The following is a 22,455-nucleotide window of genomic DNA, read 5'->3' on the forward strand; positions in this document are numbered from 1 at the left end:
GGTCTGAGTACCTCTGCGGGTTCAGCGGGTTCTGCGGGCGATCAGGGTGATGGCGCCGATGGCGCCCGCGGCGATGGCCAGCCAGAGGAGCACGGCCAAGGTCGGCACCCCCGTGTCCGCGCCGGCGCCGTCCTCCTCGGCCTTCACCCCGGCGACCGGCGTGGGCTCCGGAGCGCCGGAGGCCGGGGTGGGAGCCGCCTGGCGCCGGGCGGACGTGGGCTCGGGAGCCGCCGCGTCGAGGATCCTCGCGGGCAGCGGCACCCGGTAGACCGGGCTGCGGCTTCCCTCGCTGCCGGTCAGCAGGTACCTGCCGTCGCGCGTGTAGGTGATCGACTCGGCCTGCCGCAGCTCCGGCATCGTCACCCGGGCGATCTGCTCTCCCGGTGCGCGGTAGACCGTGGCGGAGAAGTAGGTACGGATGACGAAGCTCGACCCGTCGGGGGCGTAGGCGGCGTCGGTGGCCATGATGGGCGCGGAGCCGACCTTGCGGAGCACGTTGACCCTGTCGGTGCGCAGCCGCTTCGGAGCCTGGTAGACGGCACCGGCGAACTGCTTGGTCACGATGTGGAGGCGGCCGGTACGGGGGTGCACCATGATGCCCTCGGCGTTGTGGCCGCCGTCCTCGTAGCGGAACCGGTAGCGCACGGCGGGGACGACGGCGTCGCTCAGCGTGGTGGGCTCCGCCACCTTGTACACGGAGATGTCGGGCCATGCCCCCTCGAGGTTGTCGCCGATGTCGGCGAACCAGAGCACTCCCCGCCCGGTCCTCGGATCGGTGGAGGCCGCCATGCCCTCCCAGTCGCGGGAGGCCGCCCCCCGCAGGGTGAAGGTCGCGCGGGTCCGCCCGTCGGGACCGACCGCGAAGAAGACCGGCCCCGCGGAGCTGTCGTTGTGGGTGTAGTAGACGTCCTTGCCGGTCGGTGAGACCGCCAGCCCGCTCGACTCGGTGATCCGGCTGTCCTTGAAGCGGAAGAGGATCCGCTCCCCGCCGTCCGCCCGCCCGGTACCCGCCGGTACGCCGTGCGCCGCCTCTCGCGCCGCCCCAGCCCGCGTACCGTGTCCCGCGTCCCCCCGGACTCCCTGCCCCTCGCCCGCCCACGCGCCCTGTCCCGCGAGGACCGCGGCCGTGGCCAGGCCGGCCACCGCGAACACGCGAACCAGGACTTCCCCCGCCTTACTCAGCATTCAGCCATCATGCCCCGGCGGTACGCGCGGGCGTCACCGACGTGGCGGGTCCGGCCGACGCGGATTTCCTCGCGAATCCGCTCGCCTGGAGTGCGCTCCAGGTACCTAGTGTGAAGGGCATGGATTACACGCAGCTTGGCCGTACCGGCCTGAAGGTCAGCCGCCTTTGCCTGGGCACGATGAACTTCGGCCCCTTGACCACGGAGGAAGACTCTTTCGCGATCATGGACCACGCCCATGAGCTGGGGATCAACTTCTTCGACACCGCCAACGTCTACGGCTGGAAGAAGGGCGAGGGCATCACCGAGCAGATCATCGGCCGCTGGTTCGCCAAGGGGGGCGGGCGCCGCGAGAAGACGGTGATCGCCACGAAGCTCTACGGCTCGATGGGGGACTGGCCCAACGAGGGCCAGCTGTCCGCGCTCAACATCCGCCGCGCCGCCGACGCGTCGCTGAAGCGGATGCAGACCGACCACATCGACCTCTACCAGGCGCATCACGTCGACCGGAACACCCCGTTCGACGAGTTCTGGGAGGCCATGGACATCCTCAAGCAGCAGGGCAAGATCCTGTACGTCGGGTCGTCCAACTTCGCGGGCTGGCACATCGCCAAGGCCCAGGAGAGCGCGCGGCGCCGCAACAGCGTCGGCCTGGTCTCCGAGCAGTCCCACTACAACCTGGTCGTCCGCGCACCGGAGCTCGAAGTGATCCCGGCGGCCGAGGACTACGGGGTGGGCCTGATCCCGTGGAGCCCGCTCGCGGGCGGCCTGCTCGGCGGCATCCTCCGGAAGATCGACAAGGGGCGTTCGGCCTCGGAGCAGATCACCAAGCAGCTGGACAAGCACCGCGACAAGATCGAGCGTTACGAGGAGTTCTGCGACGAGCTGGGTGAGGATCCGGCGAACGTCGGCCTGGCGTGGCTGCTCCACCAGAAGGTCGTCACCGCGCCGATCATCGGTCCGCGCACGCTCGACCAGCTCGACGGCGTCACCAGGGCATTGGAGATCGTTCTGGACGAGAAGGCCCTGGCCCGCCTGGACGAGATCTTCCCCGGCTTCAAGACGGCGCCCGAGCACTACGCCTGGTGAACGGTGGCGCCGGGCGGCACCCGGACGCGCGGGGATTCCCGGGCGGCGCCTGAGCCGGGAATGTCCGGGAGACACCTGAACGGGCCGGGGACGCGGAACCGGGAGCGGGCCGGTGGACCGCCGCGAGATCCGGGAACCCGGGAACACGGCCGGGAGGGACATGGTCGCCGGACGGTTGGAAGACGGCCGCCGGGCGGCTAGGACACGAGGGCGCCGATCACCACGAGGAGCACGAGCAGTGCGAGCACCGTGGGCAGCAGCCAGCGACGGGGACGATCCACGTCCTGGAGCCTAGCTCTGCCCACGGGGTGCCGGGGCCGTCAGATGCCATTCCTCGACCGTCTCGTAACGAGCCCCGCCCCCGCCGGTGGTCCCGCCCCCGAAGTCGCTCCGCATCAGGTGCACCGTCCCCGCCTCCCACGCGGCCCCTGAGAATGCCCCGAACGCCTCGACCAGGGCGCTCACGTCCGTGTCGGCGCGGCACCGGGCCAGGCTCAGGTGCGGCGTGAACCGCCGGCGGTCCGTCTGCCCGGCTCCGGCCTCCAGCGCCCCGGCCCCCACCTGGACGGCGAGGCGGGCGAGGCCGGCGCGGTCGCCCCCCAGACCGGTCAGGAAGACCCGCGCCCGGCCCGCCGAGGGAAACGCCCCGGCACCGGTGAGGGACAGCGTCATCGGCGGGTGGCGCGTGGCGGCGTCGGCGAGCCGCGCCCGCAGCTCGGGCAGCACCCGGTCGGGCACCTCCCCGAGGAACGACAGCGTCACATGCCAGCTCGCCGGGTCCAGCCAGCGGAGCCCCGGCCAGCGCGGCCGGTGGGCTTCGAGGGCGAGGATGAGCTCATCGCGCGCCGGTGGCGGCGGCAGCAACCCCACGAACAGCCGCATGCGACCCCCTGCTGATCACCTTTGTCAGCATTATGGCCACACCGGAGCCGATCAGGGTGAGCGCGCCGCCCACCAGGACCCCCGCGCGCGGGCCGCCCAGCTCGGAGATCCAGCCGAGAAGCAGCGCGCCGAAGGGGGCTCCCCCGGTGAACACGAGCACGTAGATCCCCATCACCCGGCCGCGCATCTCCGGCGAGGTGGCGAGCTGCACGCTGGCGTTGGCGGCGGTGTTCACCGAGATCAACGCGATGCCGGCGGGTACGAGGGAGACCAGGTAGAGGGGGTACCACGGCGCCAGGCCGCTGACGATCTGGAACAGGCCGAACGCGACCGCGCCGCCGACCAGCAGCCGCCGGCTGGGCCGTACCCGCCGCGCCGCCATGAGCGCGCCCGCCAGCGCGCCGACCGCGAACATGCTGGAGGCCAGCCCGAACGAGGCCGCGCCCGCCCCGAAGACCTGGCGCGCCATGAGCGCGATCGACATCGAGAACGACTGTGTGAACAGCGAGACGAAGGCGATCAGCAGTATCGGCATGAGCAGTTCGGGCCGCACCATCACGTAGCGCAGACCCTCGCGGAGCTGCCCCTTGGCCCTCGGCACCGGTTCCGGGGTGGTCAGCTCGGAGGTGCGCATGAGCATCAGGCCGGCGAGCACGCCCGCGAAGGAGAGCGCGTTGATCAGGAAGATCGGGCCGGTGCCGCCGAACGCGTAGATCAGGACACCCGCGACGGCCGGACCGACCACGCGGGCCAGGTTGAAACTCGACGCGTTCAGCGCGATCGCGTTGGACAGGTCCTTGCGGCCGACCATCTCCACGACGAACGACTGCCGGGTCGGCACCTCGACGCAGGCGATGAGGCCGAGCAGGAACGCCATCACGAACACCTGCCAGACCTGGGCCGAGCCGGTCACGACCAGCACGCCCATGGTGAGCGCCAGCAGGCCCATGAGCGACTGGGCGACGATCAGCAGTTGCCGCTTGGGATAGCGGTCGGCGAGCATGCCGCCCCAGAGACCGAAGAGCAGCAACGGCAGGAACTGCAGCATGACGGTCACGCCCAGCGCGAAGGCGCTGCCGTTCGTCAGGTCGAGCACCAGCAGGTCCTGCGCGGTGCGCTGCATCCACGAGCCGACGTTGGAGACCACGCCTCCGGCCGCGAACAGCCGGTAGTTGTAGACGCGCAGGGACCGGAACATCCCGCCCCGCGTCTCGGGCACGGGCTGGGCCGTCCCGCTCTCCGTGGCCTGGAACTCGTTCGCGGTGGCTGTGGCTCTCGCGGCCCTCGCGGCCCTCGCGGCCCGCCGCCGCCGGACCCTCGCCCTCAGCCCGGTCTTCCCGCCGGGCTTCCGGCCCTGGCTCCCGTCCGGCTTCGTACCGGAGTCCCGGTCCGGCTCCCCGTCCGGCTTCGTACCGGACTCCCCGCCCGGTTCGCCGTCCGGCTCCTCCTGCGGCTTCGTACCTGATTCTCCGCCCGGCGCGGCGGATGCCCCGGCGTCGCGCGGGTCCGCCGGGGCCTCGGGTTCCTCGGGGTCGGCTAGATCCGGCTGAGTTTCTCCAGTATCGGAGCCGCCTGCCGGAGCGTCGCCCTCTCCTCGGGTGTCAGCTCCTTCAGCCGCTGCGTCAGCCACGCCTCCTTGAGACGCCGCTCCTCCCTCAGCAGGGTTGAGCCCTGCTCGGTCACGCCCACGGTCACCTGGCGCCGGTCGGTCGGGTGCGGTGTACGTGACACCAGTTCCCGCTCGGCCAGCACGGCGATCACGCGGGTCATCGAGGGTGGCTGGACCTTCTCCAGCTCGGCCAATTCGCCGGGGGTTATCCCTGAATGCCGTTCTACGGCGGCGAGCGTCGCGAGCTGGGTGGGCGTCAGCGAGTGCACCGCGGCCTGCCTGCGCAGGCGTCTGTTCAGTCGTGCCAGCGACACGCGCAGAGCCGAAGCCAGACCGGCGTCGCTGCGCAGGTTCGCGACGGGGTCCTTCCTGGGGTGATTCATTAGCGTAGGTCATTACCTTTGCTAACTATATACGTGTGCACGTGATTCCCTCCAGCGGGTTTCCTTCTCGGAACGGGCCGTACAGCGTGCCAGACGGATGAGGGATCGCCAACCCCGCCCCGAGCGCCGGGCGCCGCCCCCCGGAAACCCGGGGGAAAGCGCCGGAGATCCGGGGGGTCGCCGCGTGCGGGGCGCCTGTCGGAAGCGCCGGCGGGTCTGACCGTACTTTCCCTCGCGGAAGCCGAAGGCCCTCGACGGGAAGGCCCTCACATGGGGCGACCTCGTACACCAGAGCCGCCATCTTATCTCTTCGCGCTCTCGCGCCCCCGGGGGGACCGGGAGCCCCGCGCTCCCGGTGATCGAAGCGACCGGCCGGACGGGATTCCGCCCGCCGGAGCGGTCGGCCGACGCGCGGGCCCCGGATCTCATCGGATTCTCAGACAGGGATGAGGGGAGTCTCATGCGGTCGCCCGACCATTGGTCCGGTAGGTGCTCCACATCGAACTAGGAGTCACATGAACCGCACCAAGCGCATGATCATCATCGCCGGCGTCGGCACCGCTCTGGCCGGCGGGCTGGCCGTCCCCGTGGCGGCCTGGGCGACCAGCCCCACCCCCACGCCGTCGTCCCCCTCCCCTGCGACCCCCGGCACCGGCCACGACGGCGCCGAGCGCGGCCCGCGCTGGGGCCACGGCCCCGGCCACGGCCCCGGCGTCCGCGGCGACCACGGGGAGATGGCCGCCAAGCTCGCCGAGGCCCTCGGTGTCGACGAGGCCAAGGTCACCGCGGCCCTGGAGGAGCTCCGCAAGGAAGGCGGACCGGGTCGCCCGCCCAAGGACGCCGAGCGGGCCGCCCCACCGAAGGAGGCCGGGCAGGCCGCCGTACGGGACAAGGCCGAAGCTCTGGCCGCCAAGCTCGGTCTCACGGCGGACAAGGTCACCGCCGCGCTGGAGACGCTCCACCGGCAACGTGGCGCCGAGGCCGAGACCGCCTTGACCGAACGCCTGAAGGCGGCCGTCACCGCCGGCACGCTCACCCAGGCCGAATCCGACGCCGTCCTCAAGGCGTACCGCGCGGGGCTGCTCCCCGGTGGCCCCAGAGGGCGTTAGGAGAGCACGACGGCACGCGGGCCCGGCCGGAGAAACAGGACGGCACGCGGGCCGTGGCCCCGGAGGGCACCGAGCACGACGGCGCGCGGGAGGGGGCGCCGAGCAGGACGCGGAAACCCTTCCACGAAGGACGACCTTTCCCCGCAAGCGATGATCGTCAGGCCGGGCGGCCGGTCGAGCGCGTACGAGTCGTTGACCCTCGCGTAGGCCATATGTACGCTATTCCGAAATTACGGAATTATCTCTCGATGGCGATCTGAGGGTGCGTGCGAATGGACACGACGGAGCAGCGGCTCGCCGCTCTGGAAAGGCGGGTGGAACGGCTGGAGACGGCACCGGCCACCCAGCGGAAGGAGCGGGCGGCCGGCGGCTCGACCGGCGACGCGCCTCTGCGGTTGCTCGACCGGCTGCGCGAGCACGTCGGCGGCACCGACGACGGGCAGGCTCCCGGCCCCTTGGAGGCGACCGGCGCGATCGCGTACGCGGGAGCCGTCGGCCGCGATGGCCGCGAGTATCTGTGGGCCAAGCAGCACCCCGTTCGCGACCTCGTCGGCGCGGAGCGATCGGGCACCGCCACCGTGCTGGAGTGCCTCGGGAGCCCGGCGCGCCTGGCGTTGCTCACCGCGGTGCTCGGCACGACACGCACCCGCGCCCAGCTCCAGGAGGTCCTCGGCGAGACGACCTCCACCGGGCATCTCTACCACCACCTGCGCGGGCTACAGGCGGCGGGCCTGCTCGTCCAGCCCCGGCGAGGCGAGTACGAGCTCGCCGCCCACGCGCTGGTCCCGCTGCTCACCATCATCGCGGCCACTCTGGACCTGAGCGCCGGAGGCGATCAGACGGCCGGGGAGACCGGGGAGGCCGGAGAATGAGCCGGGCCTCCCGCCGGTGGCACGCACGGGGAGCGCCCGCCCGCGCCGCGTGGCGGGCCTGGGAGCGCGGGGACATCGACGAGGCCGAGCGTCTGGCCGCCCATGCCGGCCGGCGGCAACACGCGCACCTCCGGTTCCTGACCAGCTACGTGCGCGGAGACTACGAGCAGGCGCTGACCCACTACGAGGCCGTTCGCCGTCTTTATCCGGCCTGGACGGAACTGGACGAACCCGTCGCGCACGCCTTGCTGCATCTGGACCGGCCGGCCGAGGCCCACGCGCACGTACAGCGGCGCCGGGGGAAACGACCGATGCCTCCCGATCTCGTGGCGCGGATGGATCACCCGCTGAGCGTCGAGCTCGACCGCGCGACCGTCCTTCCCTTCGCCGACCACGCGCTGGCGCCCTACCTGCCCGCCGTGGACGCCACGCTCGACGGCCACCCCGTACGCGCCCACATCGACACCGGCGGCACGTTCCTCGTCATGGGAACCGGGCGCGCCGAAGCGCTGGGCATCCGGCTGATCCCCGGCGGAAAGGATCATCACGGTACGACCCGCACCGACCTCTACACCGGGATCGCCAGGGAGCTGACGCTCGGCGACGCCGTCCTGACCAACGTGCCGGTGGAGGCCATGCCGACGCTGCGCGGCGACCAGGATCTCGTCATCATCGGCACCAACGTGCTGCAGCGGTTTCTCACCACCGTCGACCACCCCCGCGGGCGCCTGCTCCTGTCGCGACGCCGCGACCCACGGCAGGCGGCCGACCACCTCGCGCTTCTCGACGACCGGCCGGAACTCGCCCGGATCCCCTTCTACCTGTGGGCGGACCACTACATGTTCGCCCGCGGAGGCTTCGGCACCCGGCAGGACCTCAATTTCTTCATCGACTCCGGACTGGTCTACGTCATCCAGGAGGACGGCTCACCGCCCCGCCAGGCATGCCTCTACACGACCGCGCGGCGATACCGCTCCTGGGGTGTGAGCCGGGCCCGCGCGAACCGCCCGCACTTCGTCGTCGACGAACCGATCCACCTGGGGCCGCTTCGCCAGGACGACCAGTTCGTGGCCACGACCCCGGCCCGGCGCGTGCCCTGGGCATCGTTCGGCGGCGTACGCGTCGACGGCCTGCTGTCCCACGCCTTCCTCGACAAGTACGCCTGGACCCTCGACTTCGACCGGCACGAATACACGTTCCGACACCCCGTACCGCTCGCGTGACCCGCATCGGCGGACGGTCCAGCAAACCCATGTGCGACTGTCTCCTGAACTGTATGCTTGGAAACATACAGTTCAGGAGACAGCAGTGCTCAAACCCTCCCGTCTACTTGCCCGCGACTCCGAGTGGTCCACACTCACCGAGTTCGTCACGCATCCCGACCCCCATCTGCGGTTGGGGGTTCTGTCAGGACGGCGACGGGTCGGCAAGAGCTATCTCCTCCGCGCGTTGGCCGACGCGATGGACGGCCTCTATGTCTCCGCTGTCGCCGAGGAGGGCACGGTGGCCGCGCGGCGGCGATTCGCCGACGACCTCGCGCGATACGCGGGGGTGAGTTCCGGCCTCTTCCGCGACGACTCCGGCTGGGAGTCTCTCCTCGATTCGGCGATCAGCCTGACCACGCGACGACGAGGCGCCTCCGGATTGCTGGTCATCGATGAGTTGCCCCACTGGATGACGCACTCTCCGGAGCTCCCCGGCCTGCTCCAGCTGCTCTACGACCGTTCACAGACCGGTCACGGCCACGAGGGCGGCCGAGTGATCGTCTGCGGATCGGCCATGTCCGTGATGAACGATCTTCTGTCCGGCACGAAGGCCCTGCGCGGGCGGGCCGCGGTCGACATGCGCCTCCAGCCGTTCGATCCGAGCACCACCGCGCGGCACTGGGGTGTCGACGACCCGGCGACCGCCCTGCGACTGCACGCCACGATCGGCGGATCTCCCGGCTACCGCAACCTGACCTCGTCACCTTCGCCTCGAACCCCGCAGGAGTTCGACACCTGGATTCCGGCGACGGTTCTCAATCCCGGTCAGGCACTCTTCTCCCGTAGCGAAGCGGAGTATCTACTGCGGGAGGACCCTCGGTTCACCGGAAGCTCACTCCATTACGCGATCATCAACGCGGTCGCCACCGGCGCCACCAGCCCGACGAAGATCGGCGGATTGGTCGAACGCGATCGCACGTCCCTGACCCGCCCGCTTGAGATGCTGACGAGTTCGGGATACCTCGACTACTCGACCGATCCGCTCTGGGAACGTCGCCCGGTGATCACCGTCGCGGATCCCATCATCCGCTTCCACAACCTGATCACCGTTCCGAAACGGGACCTGATAGAGACGGGCGGCTCCACCCAGGCGTGGCACGAATCCCAGCCCACCTTCATCTCCCGCATCCTGGGCCCTCATTTCGAGGAATGCTCACGCGAGTGGCTCCGCAGCCGCACCGACCCCTCCCTCCGCGCGGGAACGAGCACGATCGCCTCGACAGTGATCAACGATCAAGGCGGACGGGCCAAACACGAGATCGACGTCATCGCCTTGGACCGGAGGTCCGGCCGCGCCACGGTGGGACTCATCGGGGAGGCGAAGGCCACTCTCGTAAGGCGAGGCCCCGCAGACCTGGAACGGCTCGACCGGCTGAAGGAGATCCTCCGAGGCCAGGGGCATGACGTCACCTCCACTCGCCTGGCGATCTTCTCGATGGAAGGCTTCCACCCCGACCTCGTGGCTATCGCACGCCGCCGTGGCGACGTTCTCCTCGTGGACCTGCCATCCCTCTTCGGAAAAACGGAACCCACCGTCTTGCCGACATGATCTGGAACGGACCTCGGATCGCGGACGGAACGCCTGGCGCCTCGGCGACCGTCGCCCGGCGACCGCGATCCGTCCGCCGCGGTTCCGCTCTCCGGCACGGTGGACGAGAACGCGGAAAGGCCGTCACGGCGATCATCTTCTTGGATCACCATGACGGCCTTCGGGTCGTCGCTCAGCCGAGATTGAGCAGTGCCTTGATCGGGCCGAGTGCGAAGTAGATCACGAACAGTCCCGCGACCGTCCACATCAGCGGGTGGACCTCACGGGCCTTGCCCTTGATGGCCTTGATCAGCACGAAGGTGACGAAGCCCGCGCCGATACCGGTAGCTATCGAGTACGTGAACGGCATCAGGACGATCGTGAGGAACGCCGGGATGGAGATCTCGTAGTCGGTGAAGTCGATTTCGCGAATGGCGGTCATCATCAGGAAACCGACCACGACCAGGGCAGGGGCGGCGGCCTCGTAGGGGACGACGGCGACGAGCGGCGAGACGAAGATGGCCAGCAGGAACAGCACGCCGGTGACGACGCTGGCGAGGCCGGTGCGGGCGCCCTCGCCGACACCCGCCGCCGACTCGATGTAGGTCGTGTTGGAGGAGACGGAGCCCGCGCCTCCGGCCGCCGCGCCGATCGAGTCGACGAGGAGGATCTCTCGGGTCCTGGGCAGGGTGCCGTCCTCCCTGATCAGCCCGGCCTGGCCACCGACGCCCACGATCGTGCCCATGGTGTCGAAGAAGTCGGTGATCAACAGCGTGAAGATGAGCAGCAAGGCCAGGATGACCGAGACGGAGCCGAAGGCACCGAGCGGATCGAACTCCCTGAACAGCACCAGCGGGTTGTTGAAGCCGAAGATCTGCTCGGGCAGCTGGGGGACGACGAGCTGCCAGCCCGCGGGGTTCGGCGGCTGGCCCGGCGTCACCGAGGCTCCGACCTTGGCGACGGCCTCGACGATGACCGCGAGGACGGTGGTGGCGATGATGCCGATCAGGATGGCGCCCTTGGTCTGGCGCGCCACCAGCAGCACGATCAGCAGCAGGCCGACCACGAAGACGAGGATCGGCCAGCTGGTCAGCGAGCCCGCGATGCCGAGCTCCAGCGGCGGCCCGGCCGCCACCCTGCGGACGAAACCGGCGTCCACGAAACCGATCAGGGCGATGAACAGGCCGATGCCGACGCTGATCGCCGTCTTGAGCTGGGGTGGGATGGCGTTGAACACGGCGGTACGGAACCCGGTGAGCACCAGGAGAGCGATGATCACGCCCTCCAGGAACACCAGGCCCATCGCCGACTCCCAGGACATCTGCGAGGCGATGCCGTAAGTGACGAAGGCGTTCAGGCCCAGACCCGCGGCCATCGCGAAGGGGACCTTGCCGATGACCCCCATCAGGATGCTGAGCAACCCGGCCACGAGGGCGGTGCCGGCCGCGACGAGCGGGATGTTGGGCGTGCTCCCGTCGCCGATGAACTGGCCCTCGGCGTCCTTGACGGTGGCGATGATCAAGGGGTTGAGCACGACGATGTAGGCCATCGTGAAGAACGTGGCGAACCCGCCGCGCACCTCCCGGCCCACGGACGAGCCACGGTCAGAGATGAAGAAGAAACGGTCAATTCTACTTATTTGGTGGGTTTTAACATCATTCACTCACGCAGAGTGACAGTGGGATGCCCATCTCGGAAGACCCGGCTGGTGATGGTGATGGTTTCGAGATGGATTCGCGTCTTGACGTAATCCGTTTTGCGAACAGTGAGACGTCGTCACCTAGTCTGGAGCGCGTGAACCAGCCACGACGTCCGGATCTGCAGCCGTTGAGGACCAACGACACGCTCACGATCCTCACGGGTACGGGTCTGTGGGTCATCGCCCTGGTCGTGCTCCTGGTCGTGCAGCCGGATCCCGAGTACCGCTGGTGGATCTGGACCTGCGTGTCAGGCATCTGCGGCGGCCTTTTCGGCCTCTGGTACGTACGCCGCCGCAACCGCCGCCCGCCGCCCCCGCCCGAAGAGCCGATCGAGCCGACCACCGCGATCCTGTGACCCCCACGCGCTCCCGGGCGATCGTCTAGGTCGAGGCGGTCCAGCTGTCCAGATCGGCCTCGGCGAGCAGCAGCGGCACCGCCGCCGGGTCGCGCAGCAGCGCCGCCACGGCGAGCCGGTCGCCCCACTGGCCGGAGGCCCAGGCGAGCCCGCGAGCCAGCCCCTCCACGCCCGAGGCGTGCACCGTGCCCTCGAAGAACCGCCAGGCCGCGGGGACACCGTCCACCAGCAGCCTCTCGTGCTCCACGTAGGTCGCGGGCGCGGTCGGCAGCAGTGACCGTACGGCGGGCGGGACGTCGCGCTTCTCGCCCGAGGACGTCACCTCACCCGCGGCCTCCTCCCCCGCCAGCGGCAGGTCGAGCAGCTCCGACAGCGCCTCGGCCAGGTCGAACGGGGCCAGGATCAGCGGCCGGCCCGCGACGAGCGGCAGCAGGTCCGGCGCCTCGACCACGACCGGCTCCCCCGGCTCGCCCGCCTCGTCCCCGGCATCGGTGCCGGTGGACAGCGGGCGGCCGTCCTCCGCGTCGACGGCGACGATCGCGTCACCGAGGACGGCGCGTACGGCGCGCGGGGGCCCGACGCGGGCGGGGTCGACACCGGCGAGGGCCACCCACAGGGAGCGGAGCTGGGCGCGGTCGACCTCCACCGCGGGGTCGCCCAGCAGGTCGAGCAGCTCGTCGGGACCGCCGTGGGAGGCGAGCAGGTCGGCCAGCGTGCTCCGGACTCCGATCATCGCCAGCGCGGCCTCGTCGACGACGGCCGGGGCGTCGCCGTACAGGCCGAACAGCAGCGGGTCGCCCGCGGGGAGCCGCAGCTCCGTGGGGCGCCTGCCGGCGAGCACCGGGTGCGTGGAGAGCCACCAGGCGGTGTAGGACGGCACTTCCACGATCTCCCCCGCCACCAGGATCCGCAGCGGGTGCAGCACCGAGCGGAGCGGCGGGCGCGACAGCAGGGCGAGGGCGGCGGGCCAGTCGGCGACGTACTCCAGGTCGCGTACGGCGGAGAACTCCCGGGCGACCGGTGGTACGTCCATCTCGGGCAGCAGGTCGAGGACGGTCTCCAGCCACTCGTCCTCGCGATCCAGGTCGTGGTCGCACTCGTCCGGGTCGATCATGACATCGGAGTCGTTGACCACGGCGAAGCCGTCGAGCACCCCCGCCGCGGCGAGCACCCGGGGGCCGTACCGCTCCACCAGCTCGGGAGCGGCCGTGCCGAAGTGCGTCTCCGTGTCGAGCAGCCCGGCCAGCGACCCGTCGGCGAGGAGCAGCTCGCCCGCCGGGTACAGCTCGCCGTCGGCGCCGCGCAGCGCCAGCTCGGACAGCCAGGGGGCGTCGCCCGCGGTCAGCCCCGCGGCGTCGACCAGCGCGAGCACCGCCTGGGCCACCGGTTCCGAGTCGGGGCTGTCGAGCGACTCCGAGACGGCGGAACGGGTCAGCGGGTCCTCCAGGACGGTGCGCGGGGTGGCCTCGCCCGCGCCGAGCCTGAGCAGGAGGGGGTGGGCCGCGTCCGGGTGCACCACGCGCAGCCCGAGCGGGGCGAGGACGGCCGGGTCCAGCGCGGAGCCGTCGGTCAGCAGCAGCGTGCCGCGCGGCCCCCTGACCAGGCGGCCGTCGGCCAGCGGCACCGGCAGCGCGCCGAGGGCCTCGGGGTCGTCGGCGGGCAGCACCTCGTACAGCGACCGCCACCAGGCCGGGTCCCTGTCCTTGACGGCGTCACCGGAGAGCATGTCCACGATCTCGGAGAGCTGCACCCGGCTGACACCGAGCGCGGTGATCGCCGGATGCCGGGACGGCCACCCCGCGGGCAGCAGCCCGGGGATCATGGGGGCGACCCGCTCCAGCAGCTCGGCCGGGGCCGCGACCACGGAGGCCTGCCGCCCGGAGACGACCAGCTCCTCGCCCTCGGAGAGCGGGGCCGGGGAGGCGCCACCTCCGGCGGCCGCCTCGGAGGGGTCGGGAAGCAGGAGCGAGGTGCCGGAACCGCCCGGCCTGCCCGTCGAGGCCGGGTCGGCGGGCGGGGAGAGCGCGGGGAGCAGCGGGGTGTCGGGGAGCCTGCGCAGGATCGCCCGGCGGATGCGGGCGTCGAGCTCGCCCTTGCCCATCATGCCGGGGACGAGGTCGAGGAGCCGCGGCGTGCGGGGCAGCCCGGCGAGCAGCTCCAGATAGGTGTCGGCGGCCCGCTCGACCAGGAAATCGGCCAGCGGACCCGGCGCGACGTGCCGCCGGTCGGTGGCCATCGGGAACGAGGCGATCAGCAGCGCGGGCAGGTCCAGCGGCTCGTCGCTCGGCGTGGGCGCGTGCACCACCGGCGGCACCAGGGCGGGCAGCGGCCGGGGCTCCCCGACCGGCGCCGCCTCCCGCGAACCGGCCGCGGTCCCGCCCGGGGAACCGGTGGATCCGGGACCGGTGACAGGTACGGACCCGGGACCGGCGGATGCGGGACCGGTGACGGGTACGGCCCAGCGGACCAGCCAGTGCGGCCGGGAACGCTCCTCGGTCGGGCGGTCGGCGAAGAGCTCGGCCACCTGCTCGGGGGTGAACCGCCCGGAGGCCGAGACGACCTTCCAGCCCTCGGAGGTGACGGTCCGCGTCTCGCCGTCCACGTCGACCTCGATCGACTCCAGGGCGGGCAGGCCGAGCAGCAGGGCGGGGCTGGTCTCCCTCAGCATCGCCCGTACGGCCTCCTCGGCCGCCTCGTCACGGAGCGGCAGCCGCACGAGAGTGTCGAACCCGGCGGGAATCTCGACCGGGCCCGCGGGGAAGGGCAGACGCAGCAGCGGGACGTGCCCGCCGCGCTCGGCCAGCTCCTTGGCCAGCTCGGGCTCGGCGGCCACCAGGGCGGCGGTCTGGTCGCGGGACCAGCGGACGACCCCGGAACCGAGCGAGCCGATCACCGGCTCGTCGCAGACCGACACCACGGCCGCGAATCCGACGCCGAAACGGCCGGCCGCGTGGGTGTCGTCGCGCTTGGCGGAGACGCGCAGCGTGGACAGCCCCTCGATCCCGGCCCTGTCGACCGGGGCGCCGGTGTTGGCGGCCGACAGCACGCCCTCGCGCAGCGAGAGGCGGAGCCGCCCGGGCACCCCGGCGCGGAGCGCGGCGTCGGCGGCGTTCTGGGCCAGCTCGACGATCAGCCTGTCACGGTAGCCGCCGAGCGCGAAGTCCTCCTCCGCGTTGGCGTCCTCGCGGAAACGGGCCGGCGAGGCGGTCCAGGCGGCCAGGACGGCGGAGCGCAGTCGTTCGGTGCCGAAGATGTCAGTCAAGGCGATGCTTCCAAAGGTCGATGCCCCGCACGGCCGGGCGTCCCGGCCGAAGCGGCCGGAACGGCCCAGACGGCCGGGACGCCACGGGAGCGGCGCCCGGCCGCGACGGCCGGGTGTGCCGCCGGGACGGCGGCGGGGCGGGATGGACCCGGTGCCCCGGGTTGGGAACGGCCCTGCGGCGCCGGGTCAGGAATGGCCGAGCGGCTCGGAGGCGGTGTCGTCCACCGATCCGGCCAGATCCGGTTCCGCGCCGTTCTCCGCGGTGTCGTAGGAGAGGTCGTCGAGGATCGGCGAGGTCGGCTCGACCTGGTGCGGCAGCACGGCCGCCTCGGAGTGCGCCCCGCAGCCGTGGTCGGCGGCGACCACCCGGCCGTCGTCGGGGGCGTACTCGTTCGCGCAGACCCCGAAGCCGGTGCGCAGCGCGCCCGCGAGCGGCCAGTAGAAGCCGCAGGTGGAGCACTGGGCGGGCGCGGCGTGCGCGAGCGGGGTGTGCGGCCCCGACTCGCCGGAGTGCCAGCGCCGCACGGCGCGGTCGCGGCCGATCGGGGAGAGCACCCGGGCCCGGCCGAGGCCGTACTCGAAGATCATCTGGTGGTCGGAGTCGTCGTCGGTCTCGGTGAAACCGGGCGCGAGCCTGTCGTCGTCGTCGGAGGTGGGCAGCAGATCGCCCACGCCGAGGTCGCCGGGGAGGAGTCGCTCGCTCCACGGCACCCACTGCGGCGGCATCAGGGCCCCCGCGCCGGGCAGGAGGACGACCTCGCTGACCGTCACGTTGCGCGCCCGCGAGGCCCGGGCGACCGTGACGGCCCAGCGCCAGCCCCGGTAGGCGCGATCGAGACAGGCGAAGTAATGGGTGACGACGCGGTCTCCCTCACCCTCGACCCCGAGGTGGTCGCCCACGTCTCCGGGCCTGACGTTCTCCTCGACCGCGGCTCTGGCCAGGTCGACGGCCGCGACGCACGCCTGGTCAAGGACCACGGCGCGGGATCGAGTCCGGCTCACGAGTCGTCTCCCGTCAGCCTCGCAGCACGACGGCTGCTGTCCCTACTGGCTCGCTCGCTCACTGCGCTCACAGTTCATTCTCGCCCATGACCGGAGCGAACGGCACCGTGGACATCCCATCGTCCACGGAGTGACCTAGCGCACCGGACAACTCACCCGCCCTTCGGGTATGACTGGATACGTGGCAGCTGGGTGGGAACGGGCGCGGAAGACGGTGGGCGAGGCCTCTCGGCGGGTCGGCGGGGCCGCCGCCGCCGCGGGCCGGGCCGCCGCGCGCGCGGGCCGCGGCACGAGCCGGGTGACGGCGCGAGCCGGCAGGGGAGCGGGCCGGGCGACGGCGCGGGCGGGCCGGGGAGCGGTCAGCGGCACCCAGCGGGCGGGCCGGGCCGCGCGGCGGCTGACCCACGCGCAGGGCGCGGGCCGCACCGGGCTGGGCCAGCTGATCGAGTTGACCGCCGCGCACAGCGCGGGCGACGCCCTGGTCACCGCCGCCCTGGCCGGCACCCTCTTCAAGCTCCCGGTGAACGAGGCACGCGGCCAGGTCGCTCTTTACCTGCTGATCACGATGATCCCGTTCGTGGTGGTCGCGCCGTTCGTCGGCCCGGTCCTCGACCGGTTCCGCTCCGGGCGGCGTTTCGTGATGGCCGGGACTCTCTTCGGCCGCGGGCTGCTCTGCTTCGCGATGGCGGCGGCGATCGTCCCCGGCGACGTGTTCACGATCTTCCCGGCGGCGCTTGCCGTGCTGGTGCTGTCGAAGGCCTACAACGTCTCCCGTGCGGCGATCATGCCGAGCGTGCTGCCCGCCGACATCGCGCTGGTCACGGCCAACGCGCGGGTCGCCCTGTTCGCGCTGGTCACGGCGGGCGTCGCGGTGCCGATCGGCGCGGGCGCCAGCGCCTGGCTGGGCGCCGAGTGGGTGCTTCGCGGGGCGACGGTGCTCTTCCTGCTCCAGGGCGTGCTGGCCGTACGGCTCCCGCGCCATATCGACTCCCCCGACCTGGAGGGGCTGGACGACGAGGGAGAGGAACGGCCGCCCCGCTGGCGCACGATGCTGAACGTGGGCCCGGTGGTGGCCGAGGCGATGCACGCCAACGTGGCCATCCGCCTCTACTCCGGGTTCCTGCTCTTCTATCTGCTCTTCCTCGTCCAGGACAAGAACCTGCCCGGCCTGCCGCCGGTGGTCGCCATCGGCGTGCTGGCGGTGGCCGCCGGGGTCGGGGGGCTGGCGGGCACCGCCGTGGCCTCGTGGGTGCGCAACCACTCCCCGCAGGTCATCGTGCTGGGCACGCTCGCCATGACGACCGCGATCACGATACTGGCGGGCGTCGTCTTCCAGCTGTGGAGCGCGGTGGCGGTCGCGCTGGTGGCCGCGTTCGCCCAGGGGCTGGGCAAGCTCGCGCTGGACGCGATCGTGCAGCGGGAGATCGGCGAGGAGGTGCGCTCGTCCACGTTCGGGGTGGTGGAGGCCTTCCTGCAGATCGCCTGGGTGCTGGGCGGCCTGGTCGGGCTCTGGCTCTCGCTGTTCGCGGGCGGGTCGGCGGGGCTGGCCGTGATGGCCGTGGTGCTGGCCGGCTCGCTCGGCTGGCTGCTGGTACGCCGCCGCAGGCGGGTCCGCGAGGTGGACGCCAGGGTCGAGGCCGCCAGGGAATCGCGTCCCGCCCCGTCCGGGCCGCACCCCGCGACGAACGGAGAGCGGCCCTCGCGGGACGCGACGCCGGAGGAGCGGGCCAGGCCGCGGCCCGCCGGGACGACCACCGCGGTCGTGCACCACGGGGACCCGCCGACGGAGAAGCGGACCAGACCGCTCACCAACCCCCACGGCTGAACCGCGAGGGTCTCCCGGCGTTCGGCGTTCGGCGTTCGGCGTTCGGCGTTCGGCGTTCGGCGTTCGGCGTTCGGCGTTCGAGGAGAGCCTGGACCCGCACGGCTGAGCCGCGGAACGGGCACGGGAGATCGGCCCGACCGGCGGGCGGTCGGCGGGGGTCAGTCGTCCAGGTCGTCGGCGACGGCCCGGAGCACGGCGGCGATCTTCTTCGCGTGCGCGGCCTCGGGCTGCTTGCCCCTCTGGTACGACGTGGAGACCGTGTCCAGAAGCTTGATCAGGTCCTCCACGATGACGACCATCTCGTCGGGCTTCTTACGTTTGCCCTTGGGCTTGGCGGTCTTGGCGAGAGTGGGGGGCTGGTCGATCACTCGGACCGAGAGCGCCTGCTGGCCACGGCGCCCCTCGGCCACGCCGAATTCGACCTTCTGGCCCGGCTTGAGGGAATCCACGCCGGAAGGTAGCGCGGAAGAATGCACGAAGACCTCGCCGCCGTCGTCGCGGGTGAGGAAGCCGAATCCCTTGTCGGCGTCGTACCACTTGACCTTGCCACTCGGCACAGGGGTGACCTCGTTCAGACTGTCGTGAAAAGGAATGGATGTAGGTTATGCCCCGCGGGCGCCGAGGGCGACCGTGTATTGGGGCCCGAATTACACGGGAGTGGCGGGGGTTCGCCAGCCGTCGAACCATTCGACGAACTCGGTCAGGTCACCCAGGATCACATCGGCTCCGTGATCACGTAGTTCTCCCACCGGATAGACACCCGTCGCCACCGCCACGCTGACGACTCCCCCCGCTCGTGCCGCGTCGATGTCCGCGACATGATCTCCAACATATGCGGCGGCGCCGAAAGTCGCGAGGGCCGGACCCTTGGCCGCCCCGAAAACCGACCCGGCGACCTCGTCCACTTCCAGGCCGAGGAACTCGACCGTACTCGCCGCGTCACGGGCGTTCTTCCCCGTCACGACGACGATCCGGCCCCCCGCCCGCCGTACGGCCTCGACGGCCTCGCGCGCGCCGGGCATGAGGGTGGTGACCGGGATGGCGATCGACGGGTACAGCTCCCGGTAGACGTCGGCGGCCGCGGGGACCTCCTCGGCGGGCATCCAGTTGGCCAGCTCCCACTCCAGCGGCGGCCCCAGCCTGGCCACCACGGCGACGCTGTCGATGAAGACGCCGGTACGCAGCGCCACCTCGTCGTAAACGGCGGCGATGCCCGCGCGCGTGTCGGCGAGCGTCAGATCGAGGTCGAATCCCACGGAGTTCATCAGGTCACTCACCGCTCCTTGTCGGCTTCGCGAAGAGGATTCTCCGAGAAGCCCTCAAAGAATGCCAAATCACCCTAAACATGGCTAATCCTAAGCGTTGTACATGAGACCCCTCGTCGTGGAAGCCTTCACGAAAAGATTTCCTTATCCGGAAGGTGAGTGCGCGTCCCTCTCCTGCACTTCTCCGGGAGGCCGGCCCCCGGGACAGGTTTTCGTGGACCGGGCTCCACGGACCTGTCCCCCGGCCTGCCCGTGGGCGTGTCTCAGGGCCTGTCTCCGCAGACCGGTTCCCCCTCCGCGTGCGGACCCGTCCACCGGTCCTGTGCCGCCCCACGCGCCGGTCCGTGCACCGGTCCGCGAGCGCCCGGTGGGCCGGGCGATGAGGCCGGGCAGCAGGCCGGGCGGTGAGGCCGGGCGGTGAGGCCGGGCAGCAGGCCGGGCGGTGAGGCCGGGCAGCAGGCCGGGCGGTGAGGCCGGGCAGCAGGCCGGGCGGTGGGCCGCCTCGCGGGTGGACCCGCGGGTCCTTCGGCACGGGTGGGAAGCGGCGCGCCGCGGTGCGGTGCGACCCGGCCCGGGCGGCACTGGATAAGGTCACGGAGGAGGTATCGGCAGAGAATGACCAGATCGACGCGCGAACGGATCATCGACGAGGCGCTGCGCCTGTTCGCCGAACGGGGCTACGCGGCGACCTCGGTGGCCGAGATCGAAGCCGCCTCCGGGCTGTCTCCCGGCGCCGGTGGCCTCTACCGGCACTTCAAGTCCAAGTACGAGGTGCTGGCCGCGGCGATGAACGAGCACGCCGCCAGGACGCGGGCACAGATCACCGAGACCCTGGCCGAGCTCAGCGTCGTCGACACCTCGACCGGTGTCGAGGAACGGCTGGCCCACCTGTGCGGGTTGGGGCTGGCCAAGGTCCGTGAGGAGAGGCAGCTGACGCGCGTCTTCTTCCGCGACCTGAGCCAGTTCCCCGAGCTGGTCGTGACCGTACGCGAAGGTCTGCTGCAGCCGATGTTCGACGCGATCACCATGTGGTTCCGCGCCCAGCCCGAGTACGCCGGAGTCGCCGCCGACTGGCCCGCCATCGGTGCCGTACTCGGCGGGGCGGTGATCAATTACCAGCTGTTCGAGGAGACCGTGGGTGAGCCTCCCGGTCGCGTGGAGCGCGACCGCTTCGTCGCCTCCTGGGTGCGCCTCGCCCTCGGCCTGCTGCCCCGGCCGGCGGTCCAGGCCATCGGCTGACAGGCCCGGCGGCACTTCGGGGACCGGGAGGACTCCACCGGTGTCACCCGGGCCGGCGGACTCCCCTTCCCACGGGGATCGGAGGATTGAGCAGGCGGTAGGCCAGCCAGAAGACGGCCCACGCCGTACCGAGCATGAACATGAGCCCGCTGATGGTGAAGAACTCGTCCACCACCGTGCCGAGGTCGTTCCTGGCCCTTACGAGAGCGACCAGTCCGCCACCGAGGGAGTAGCTCACGATCGGAGCGGCCAGCCCGAGCGCCTTGTCGGAGGTGTGCCAGTTCTCGCAGGCGATCACGACGAGCGCCGCGACGGCCCAGACCAGCACCGGGATCGCGAAGATCGCGATCGGGGCGAGCGGGAAGGGGATCAGCAGACCGGCCAGGGCGAGCAGGGCCAGACCGATCGTCTCGCGCCGGTGGCCCAGCAGGATCGTCCGGGCGTCCTGGGTGCCCGGGACGACGTCCTCCCTCGACCGGACCGGGCGTCGCCGGCGCAGCCAGTCGGGCCGGTTTCGCGCCTGCTTCCTGGCCAGCCGCTCCTCGGCCTCCCGCATCCCCTTGGCCACGCCGGGCGGAAGCCCCTGGCGGCCCTCCACGCCTCCCGGCTTCCCGCGCGGCGCCTCCGCTCGATCTCCCTTCGGCTCCTCCACCCGCTCCCCCCGCGGCTCCCGCGATTCCCGCGGCTCCCGCGATTCCTGCGGCTCCTGAGGCTGCTCCGGTGTCTCCCGCCGTGCCACCGGCGGCGGGAGAGGGTCCTGTACGGACGGGATCTCCTCGGTCGGCGGGTCGCTCTCCACCGCGTCCTCCCACTCGTCCGCGGCGTCTCCCCCGCTTCCCGAGCGGCTACCGGGGGGAAGGTCGGGCTCGTCCTCTTCCGGGACGGCCGATGATTCAGGGACGGCCGACGACGACCGCGCGCGGGCCGGGAAGATCCGCTCCACCCACCTGGACCCGCGCGAGGCCGAGGACCCGGGGGCATCCGGCTCCGGGCGCTCCGGCTCGGGACGGTCCGGGGTGCGATGGCCCCGCGCGGGTTCGCCGGCATCCGGGCGAGCGCCCGTCGAGGCGTACGGATGCCCCCGAACGGGGCGGCGGGAGGGCGGGAGACCGGGATCCCCCGGCTTGCCCTCGCGGGCGGCCGACGAGGCACGTCCGGCCGTCTCCGCCTCACCCGGCGTAGGCGAAGACGAGGACGTGGGCGAGGACGAGGACGAGGACGAGGACGCCGCTGGATCGGGGGTGGCCCGAGACGATGAACCCTCCGGTGTGCGACCGGGACCGCCCGGGCCGGAGACCGCATCCTGCGGCGTGGGAGCGGGATCCTCGGGATCGGGCCCCTTGGAGATGGGGTCGCGGTCCTCGGGGACGTGCCCTCCCTGAGGGGTGTCACGGTCCTCGGGGACGGAACCTTCCGGGGTGGGGGCGGCGAGAGGCATGGCGGCCACCGGATCGACGGCTGAGGTGACGGTGAGATCCGTGGCGCGGGTGGAGCGACCGGCGCCACCGGCGGTCCCCACGGAATCCTCCCGGGGCCTGGGAACCGTACCGGAGTCCTCACGCGAGCCCCCGGAACCCCCGGAACCCTTCTCGGAAGCCCGCGGCTCGGGGCGCCCCGGTGGATTCTCCGAAGCCCCGGAGGGCACCTCTCTCCCCAGGCGGCGCAACTCGCGGCTGACCAGCGCGGCCGGGTCGCCGAACCGGGCCAGGACCCTCGCCACGGCGGCGGGGTCGTCCACTCCGGCCCGCTCGGCGTCGATCCGCCTGCGCAGCACCGCGACGAAGTCGATCCGCTGCCTCGGCGGCAGCACGCCGTGGGCCGCGTCGGCCGCCTTGCTGACGTAGTCCAGGACGAGCTGGTCCGCACGCTCGATCACACTGGCCATC

At 71.8% G+C, this 22,455-nt stretch carries 18 protein-coding genes; 8 read left to right on the forward strand and 10 right to left on the reverse strand.

Annotation, left to right across the window (positions count from 1 at the left end):
• Window positions 1–21 precede the first annotated feature (21 nt).
• The gene (locus ACTOQ1_RS19255) at window positions 22–1,185 is read right to left on the reverse strand and encodes a hypothetical protein (protein ID WP_440068928.1); all 1,164 of its coding nucleotides are present in this window, start codon (window positions 1,183–1,185) and stop codon (window positions 22–24) included.
• A 119-nt stretch (window positions 1,186–1,304) separates the two neighbouring features.
• Here ACTOQ1_RS19255 and ACTOQ1_RS19260 point away from each other — a divergent pair, with 119 nt between their 5' ends.
• Entirely contained in the window at window positions 1,305–2,273 is a 969-nt protein-coding gene (locus ACTOQ1_RS19260) for an aldo/keto reductase (RefSeq protein WP_440068930.1), read from the forward strand.
• 291 nt (window positions 2,274–2,564) lie between these two features.
• Here ACTOQ1_RS19260 and thpR read toward each other — a convergent pair whose 3' ends face one another.
• The 3 genes from thpR to ACTOQ1_RS19275 all read right to left on the reverse strand — a co-directional run bounded on the left by thpR (window position 2,565) and on the right by ACTOQ1_RS19275 (window position 5,147).
• On the reverse strand, window positions 2,565–3,155 hold the full coding sequence (thpR, locus tag ACTOQ1_RS19265; RefSeq protein WP_440068932.1) for an RNA 2',3'-cyclic phosphodiesterase: 591 nt from the start codon (window positions 3,153–3,155) through the stop codon (window positions 2,565–2,567).
• Window positions 3,109–4,374 (reverse strand): MFS transporter, encoded by a 1,266-nt coding sequence (locus ACTOQ1_RS19270; RefSeq protein ID WP_440068934.1) that lies wholly within the window; start codon window positions 4,372–4,374, stop codon window positions 3,109–3,111. The genes thpR and ACTOQ1_RS19270 overlap by 47 nt, the downstream gene beginning before the upstream one ends.
• A gap of 317 nt (window positions 4,375–4,691) precedes the next feature.
• Window positions 4,692–5,147, reverse strand: a complete 456-nt coding sequence (locus ACTOQ1_RS19275; protein WP_329086843.1) for a MarR family winged helix-turn-helix transcriptional regulator — start codon at window positions 5,145–5,147, stop codon at window positions 4,692–4,694.
• A gap of 515 nt (window positions 5,148–5,662) precedes the next feature.
• On the opposite strand from ACTOQ1_RS19275, the gene ACTOQ1_RS19280 reads away from it, so the two are divergent.
• From ACTOQ1_RS19280 to ACTOQ1_RS19295, 4 genes are all read left to right on the forward strand, one after another.
• On the forward strand, window positions 5,663–6,256 hold the full coding sequence (locus tag ACTOQ1_RS19280; RefSeq protein ID WP_440068937.1) for a hypothetical protein: 594 nt from the start codon (window positions 5,663–5,665) through the stop codon (window positions 6,254–6,256).
• A gap of 272 nt (window positions 6,257–6,528) precedes the next feature.
• A complete protein-coding gene (locus tag ACTOQ1_RS19285; RefSeq protein ID WP_440068940.1) occupies window positions 6,529–7,128 on the forward strand; it encodes a helix-turn-helix domain-containing protein in 600 nt (199 codons plus the stop codon).
• The gene (locus ACTOQ1_RS19290) at window positions 7,125–8,351 is read left to right on the forward strand and encodes an aspartyl protease family protein (RefSeq protein WP_440068941.1); all 1,227 of its coding nucleotides are present in this window, start codon (window positions 7,125–7,127) and stop codon (window positions 8,349–8,351) included. The genes ACTOQ1_RS19285 and ACTOQ1_RS19290 overlap by 4 nt, the downstream gene beginning before the upstream one ends.
• Window positions 8,352–8,436: 85 nt before the next feature.
• Complete coding sequence (locus ACTOQ1_RS19295) at window positions 8,437–9,942, forward strand: ATP-binding protein (protein ID WP_440068943.1); 1,506 nt, start codon at window positions 8,437–8,439, stop codon at window positions 9,940–9,942.
• Between the two features lie 172 nt (window positions 9,943–10,114).
• Here ACTOQ1_RS19295 and ACTOQ1_RS19300 read toward each other — a convergent pair whose 3' ends face one another.
• Window positions 10,115–11,584 carry an NCS2 family permease gene (locus ACTOQ1_RS19300; protein ID WP_440068945.1) on the reverse strand — a complete coding sequence of 490 codons (1,470 nt, stop codon included), beginning with the start codon at window positions 11,582–11,584 and terminating at the stop codon, window positions 10,115–10,117.
• Window positions 11,585–11,715: 131 nt separating this feature from the next.
• On the opposite strand from ACTOQ1_RS19300, the gene ACTOQ1_RS19305 reads away from it, so the two are divergent.
• The gene (locus tag ACTOQ1_RS19305; protein WP_440068947.1) at window positions 11,716–11,976 is read left to right on the forward strand and encodes a DUF2530 domain-containing protein; all 261 of its coding nucleotides are present in this window, start codon (window positions 11,716–11,718) and stop codon (window positions 11,974–11,976) included.
• A gap of 25 nt (window positions 11,977–12,001) precedes the next feature.
• Here ACTOQ1_RS19305 and ACTOQ1_RS19310 read toward each other — a convergent pair whose 3' ends face one another.
• Both ACTOQ1_RS19310 and ACTOQ1_RS19315 read right to left on the reverse strand, forming a co-directional pair.
• Window positions 12,002–15,238, reverse strand: a complete 3,237-nt coding sequence (locus ACTOQ1_RS19310) for a sacsin N-terminal ATP-binding-like domain-containing protein (protein WP_440068949.1) — start codon at window positions 15,236–15,238, stop codon at window positions 12,002–12,004.
• A 186-nt stretch (window positions 15,239–15,424) separates the two neighbouring features.
• Entirely contained in the window at window positions 15,425–16,240 is an 816-nt protein-coding gene (locus ACTOQ1_RS19315; RefSeq protein ID WP_440068951.1) for a DUF3027 domain-containing protein, read from the reverse strand.
• Between the two features lie 181 nt (window positions 16,241–16,421).
• On the opposite strand from ACTOQ1_RS19315, the gene ACTOQ1_RS19320 reads away from it, so the two are divergent.
• Entirely contained in the window at window positions 16,422–18,065 is a 1,644-nt protein-coding gene (locus ACTOQ1_RS19320) for an MFS transporter (RefSeq protein WP_440068952.1), read from the forward strand.
• 158 nt (window positions 18,066–18,223) lie between these two features.
• Here the strand turns inward: ACTOQ1_RS19320 and ACTOQ1_RS19325 are convergent, their stop codons facing one another.
• Together ACTOQ1_RS19325 and ACTOQ1_RS19330 are read right to left on the reverse strand one after the other, a co-directional pair.
• On the reverse strand, window positions 18,224–18,622 hold the full coding sequence (locus ACTOQ1_RS19325; protein ID WP_344744291.1) for a cold-shock protein: 399 nt from the start codon (window positions 18,620–18,622) through the stop codon (window positions 18,224–18,226).
• Window positions 18,623–18,712: 90 nt separating this feature from the next.
• The gene (locus ACTOQ1_RS19330) at window positions 18,713–19,342 is read right to left on the reverse strand and encodes an HAD family hydrolase (RefSeq protein WP_440068954.1); all 630 of its coding nucleotides are present in this window, start codon (window positions 19,340–19,342) and stop codon (window positions 18,713–18,715) included.
• Between the two features lie 603 nt (window positions 19,343–19,945).
• Here ACTOQ1_RS19330 and ACTOQ1_RS19335 point away from each other — a divergent pair.
• Window positions 19,946–20,569: a TetR/AcrR family transcriptional regulator gene (locus ACTOQ1_RS19335; RefSeq protein WP_440068956.1), complete on the forward strand. Its 624-nt coding sequence runs from the start codon at window positions 19,946–19,948 to the stop codon at window positions 20,567–20,569.
• Between the two features lie 43 nt (window positions 20,570–20,612).
• Here the strand turns inward: ACTOQ1_RS19335 and ACTOQ1_RS19340 are convergent, their stop codons facing one another.
• The gene (locus ACTOQ1_RS19340; protein WP_440068957.1) at window positions 20,613–22,445 is read right to left on the reverse strand and encodes a hypothetical protein; all 1,833 of its coding nucleotides are present in this window, start codon (window positions 22,443–22,445) and stop codon (window positions 20,613–20,615) included.
• Window positions 22,446–22,455: the final 10 nt, after the last annotated feature.

This window comes from Streptosporangium sp. OZ121 (assembly GCF_051918885.1).
GTDB lineage: Bacteria > Actinomycetota > Actinomycetes > Streptosporangiales > Streptosporangiaceae > Streptosporangium.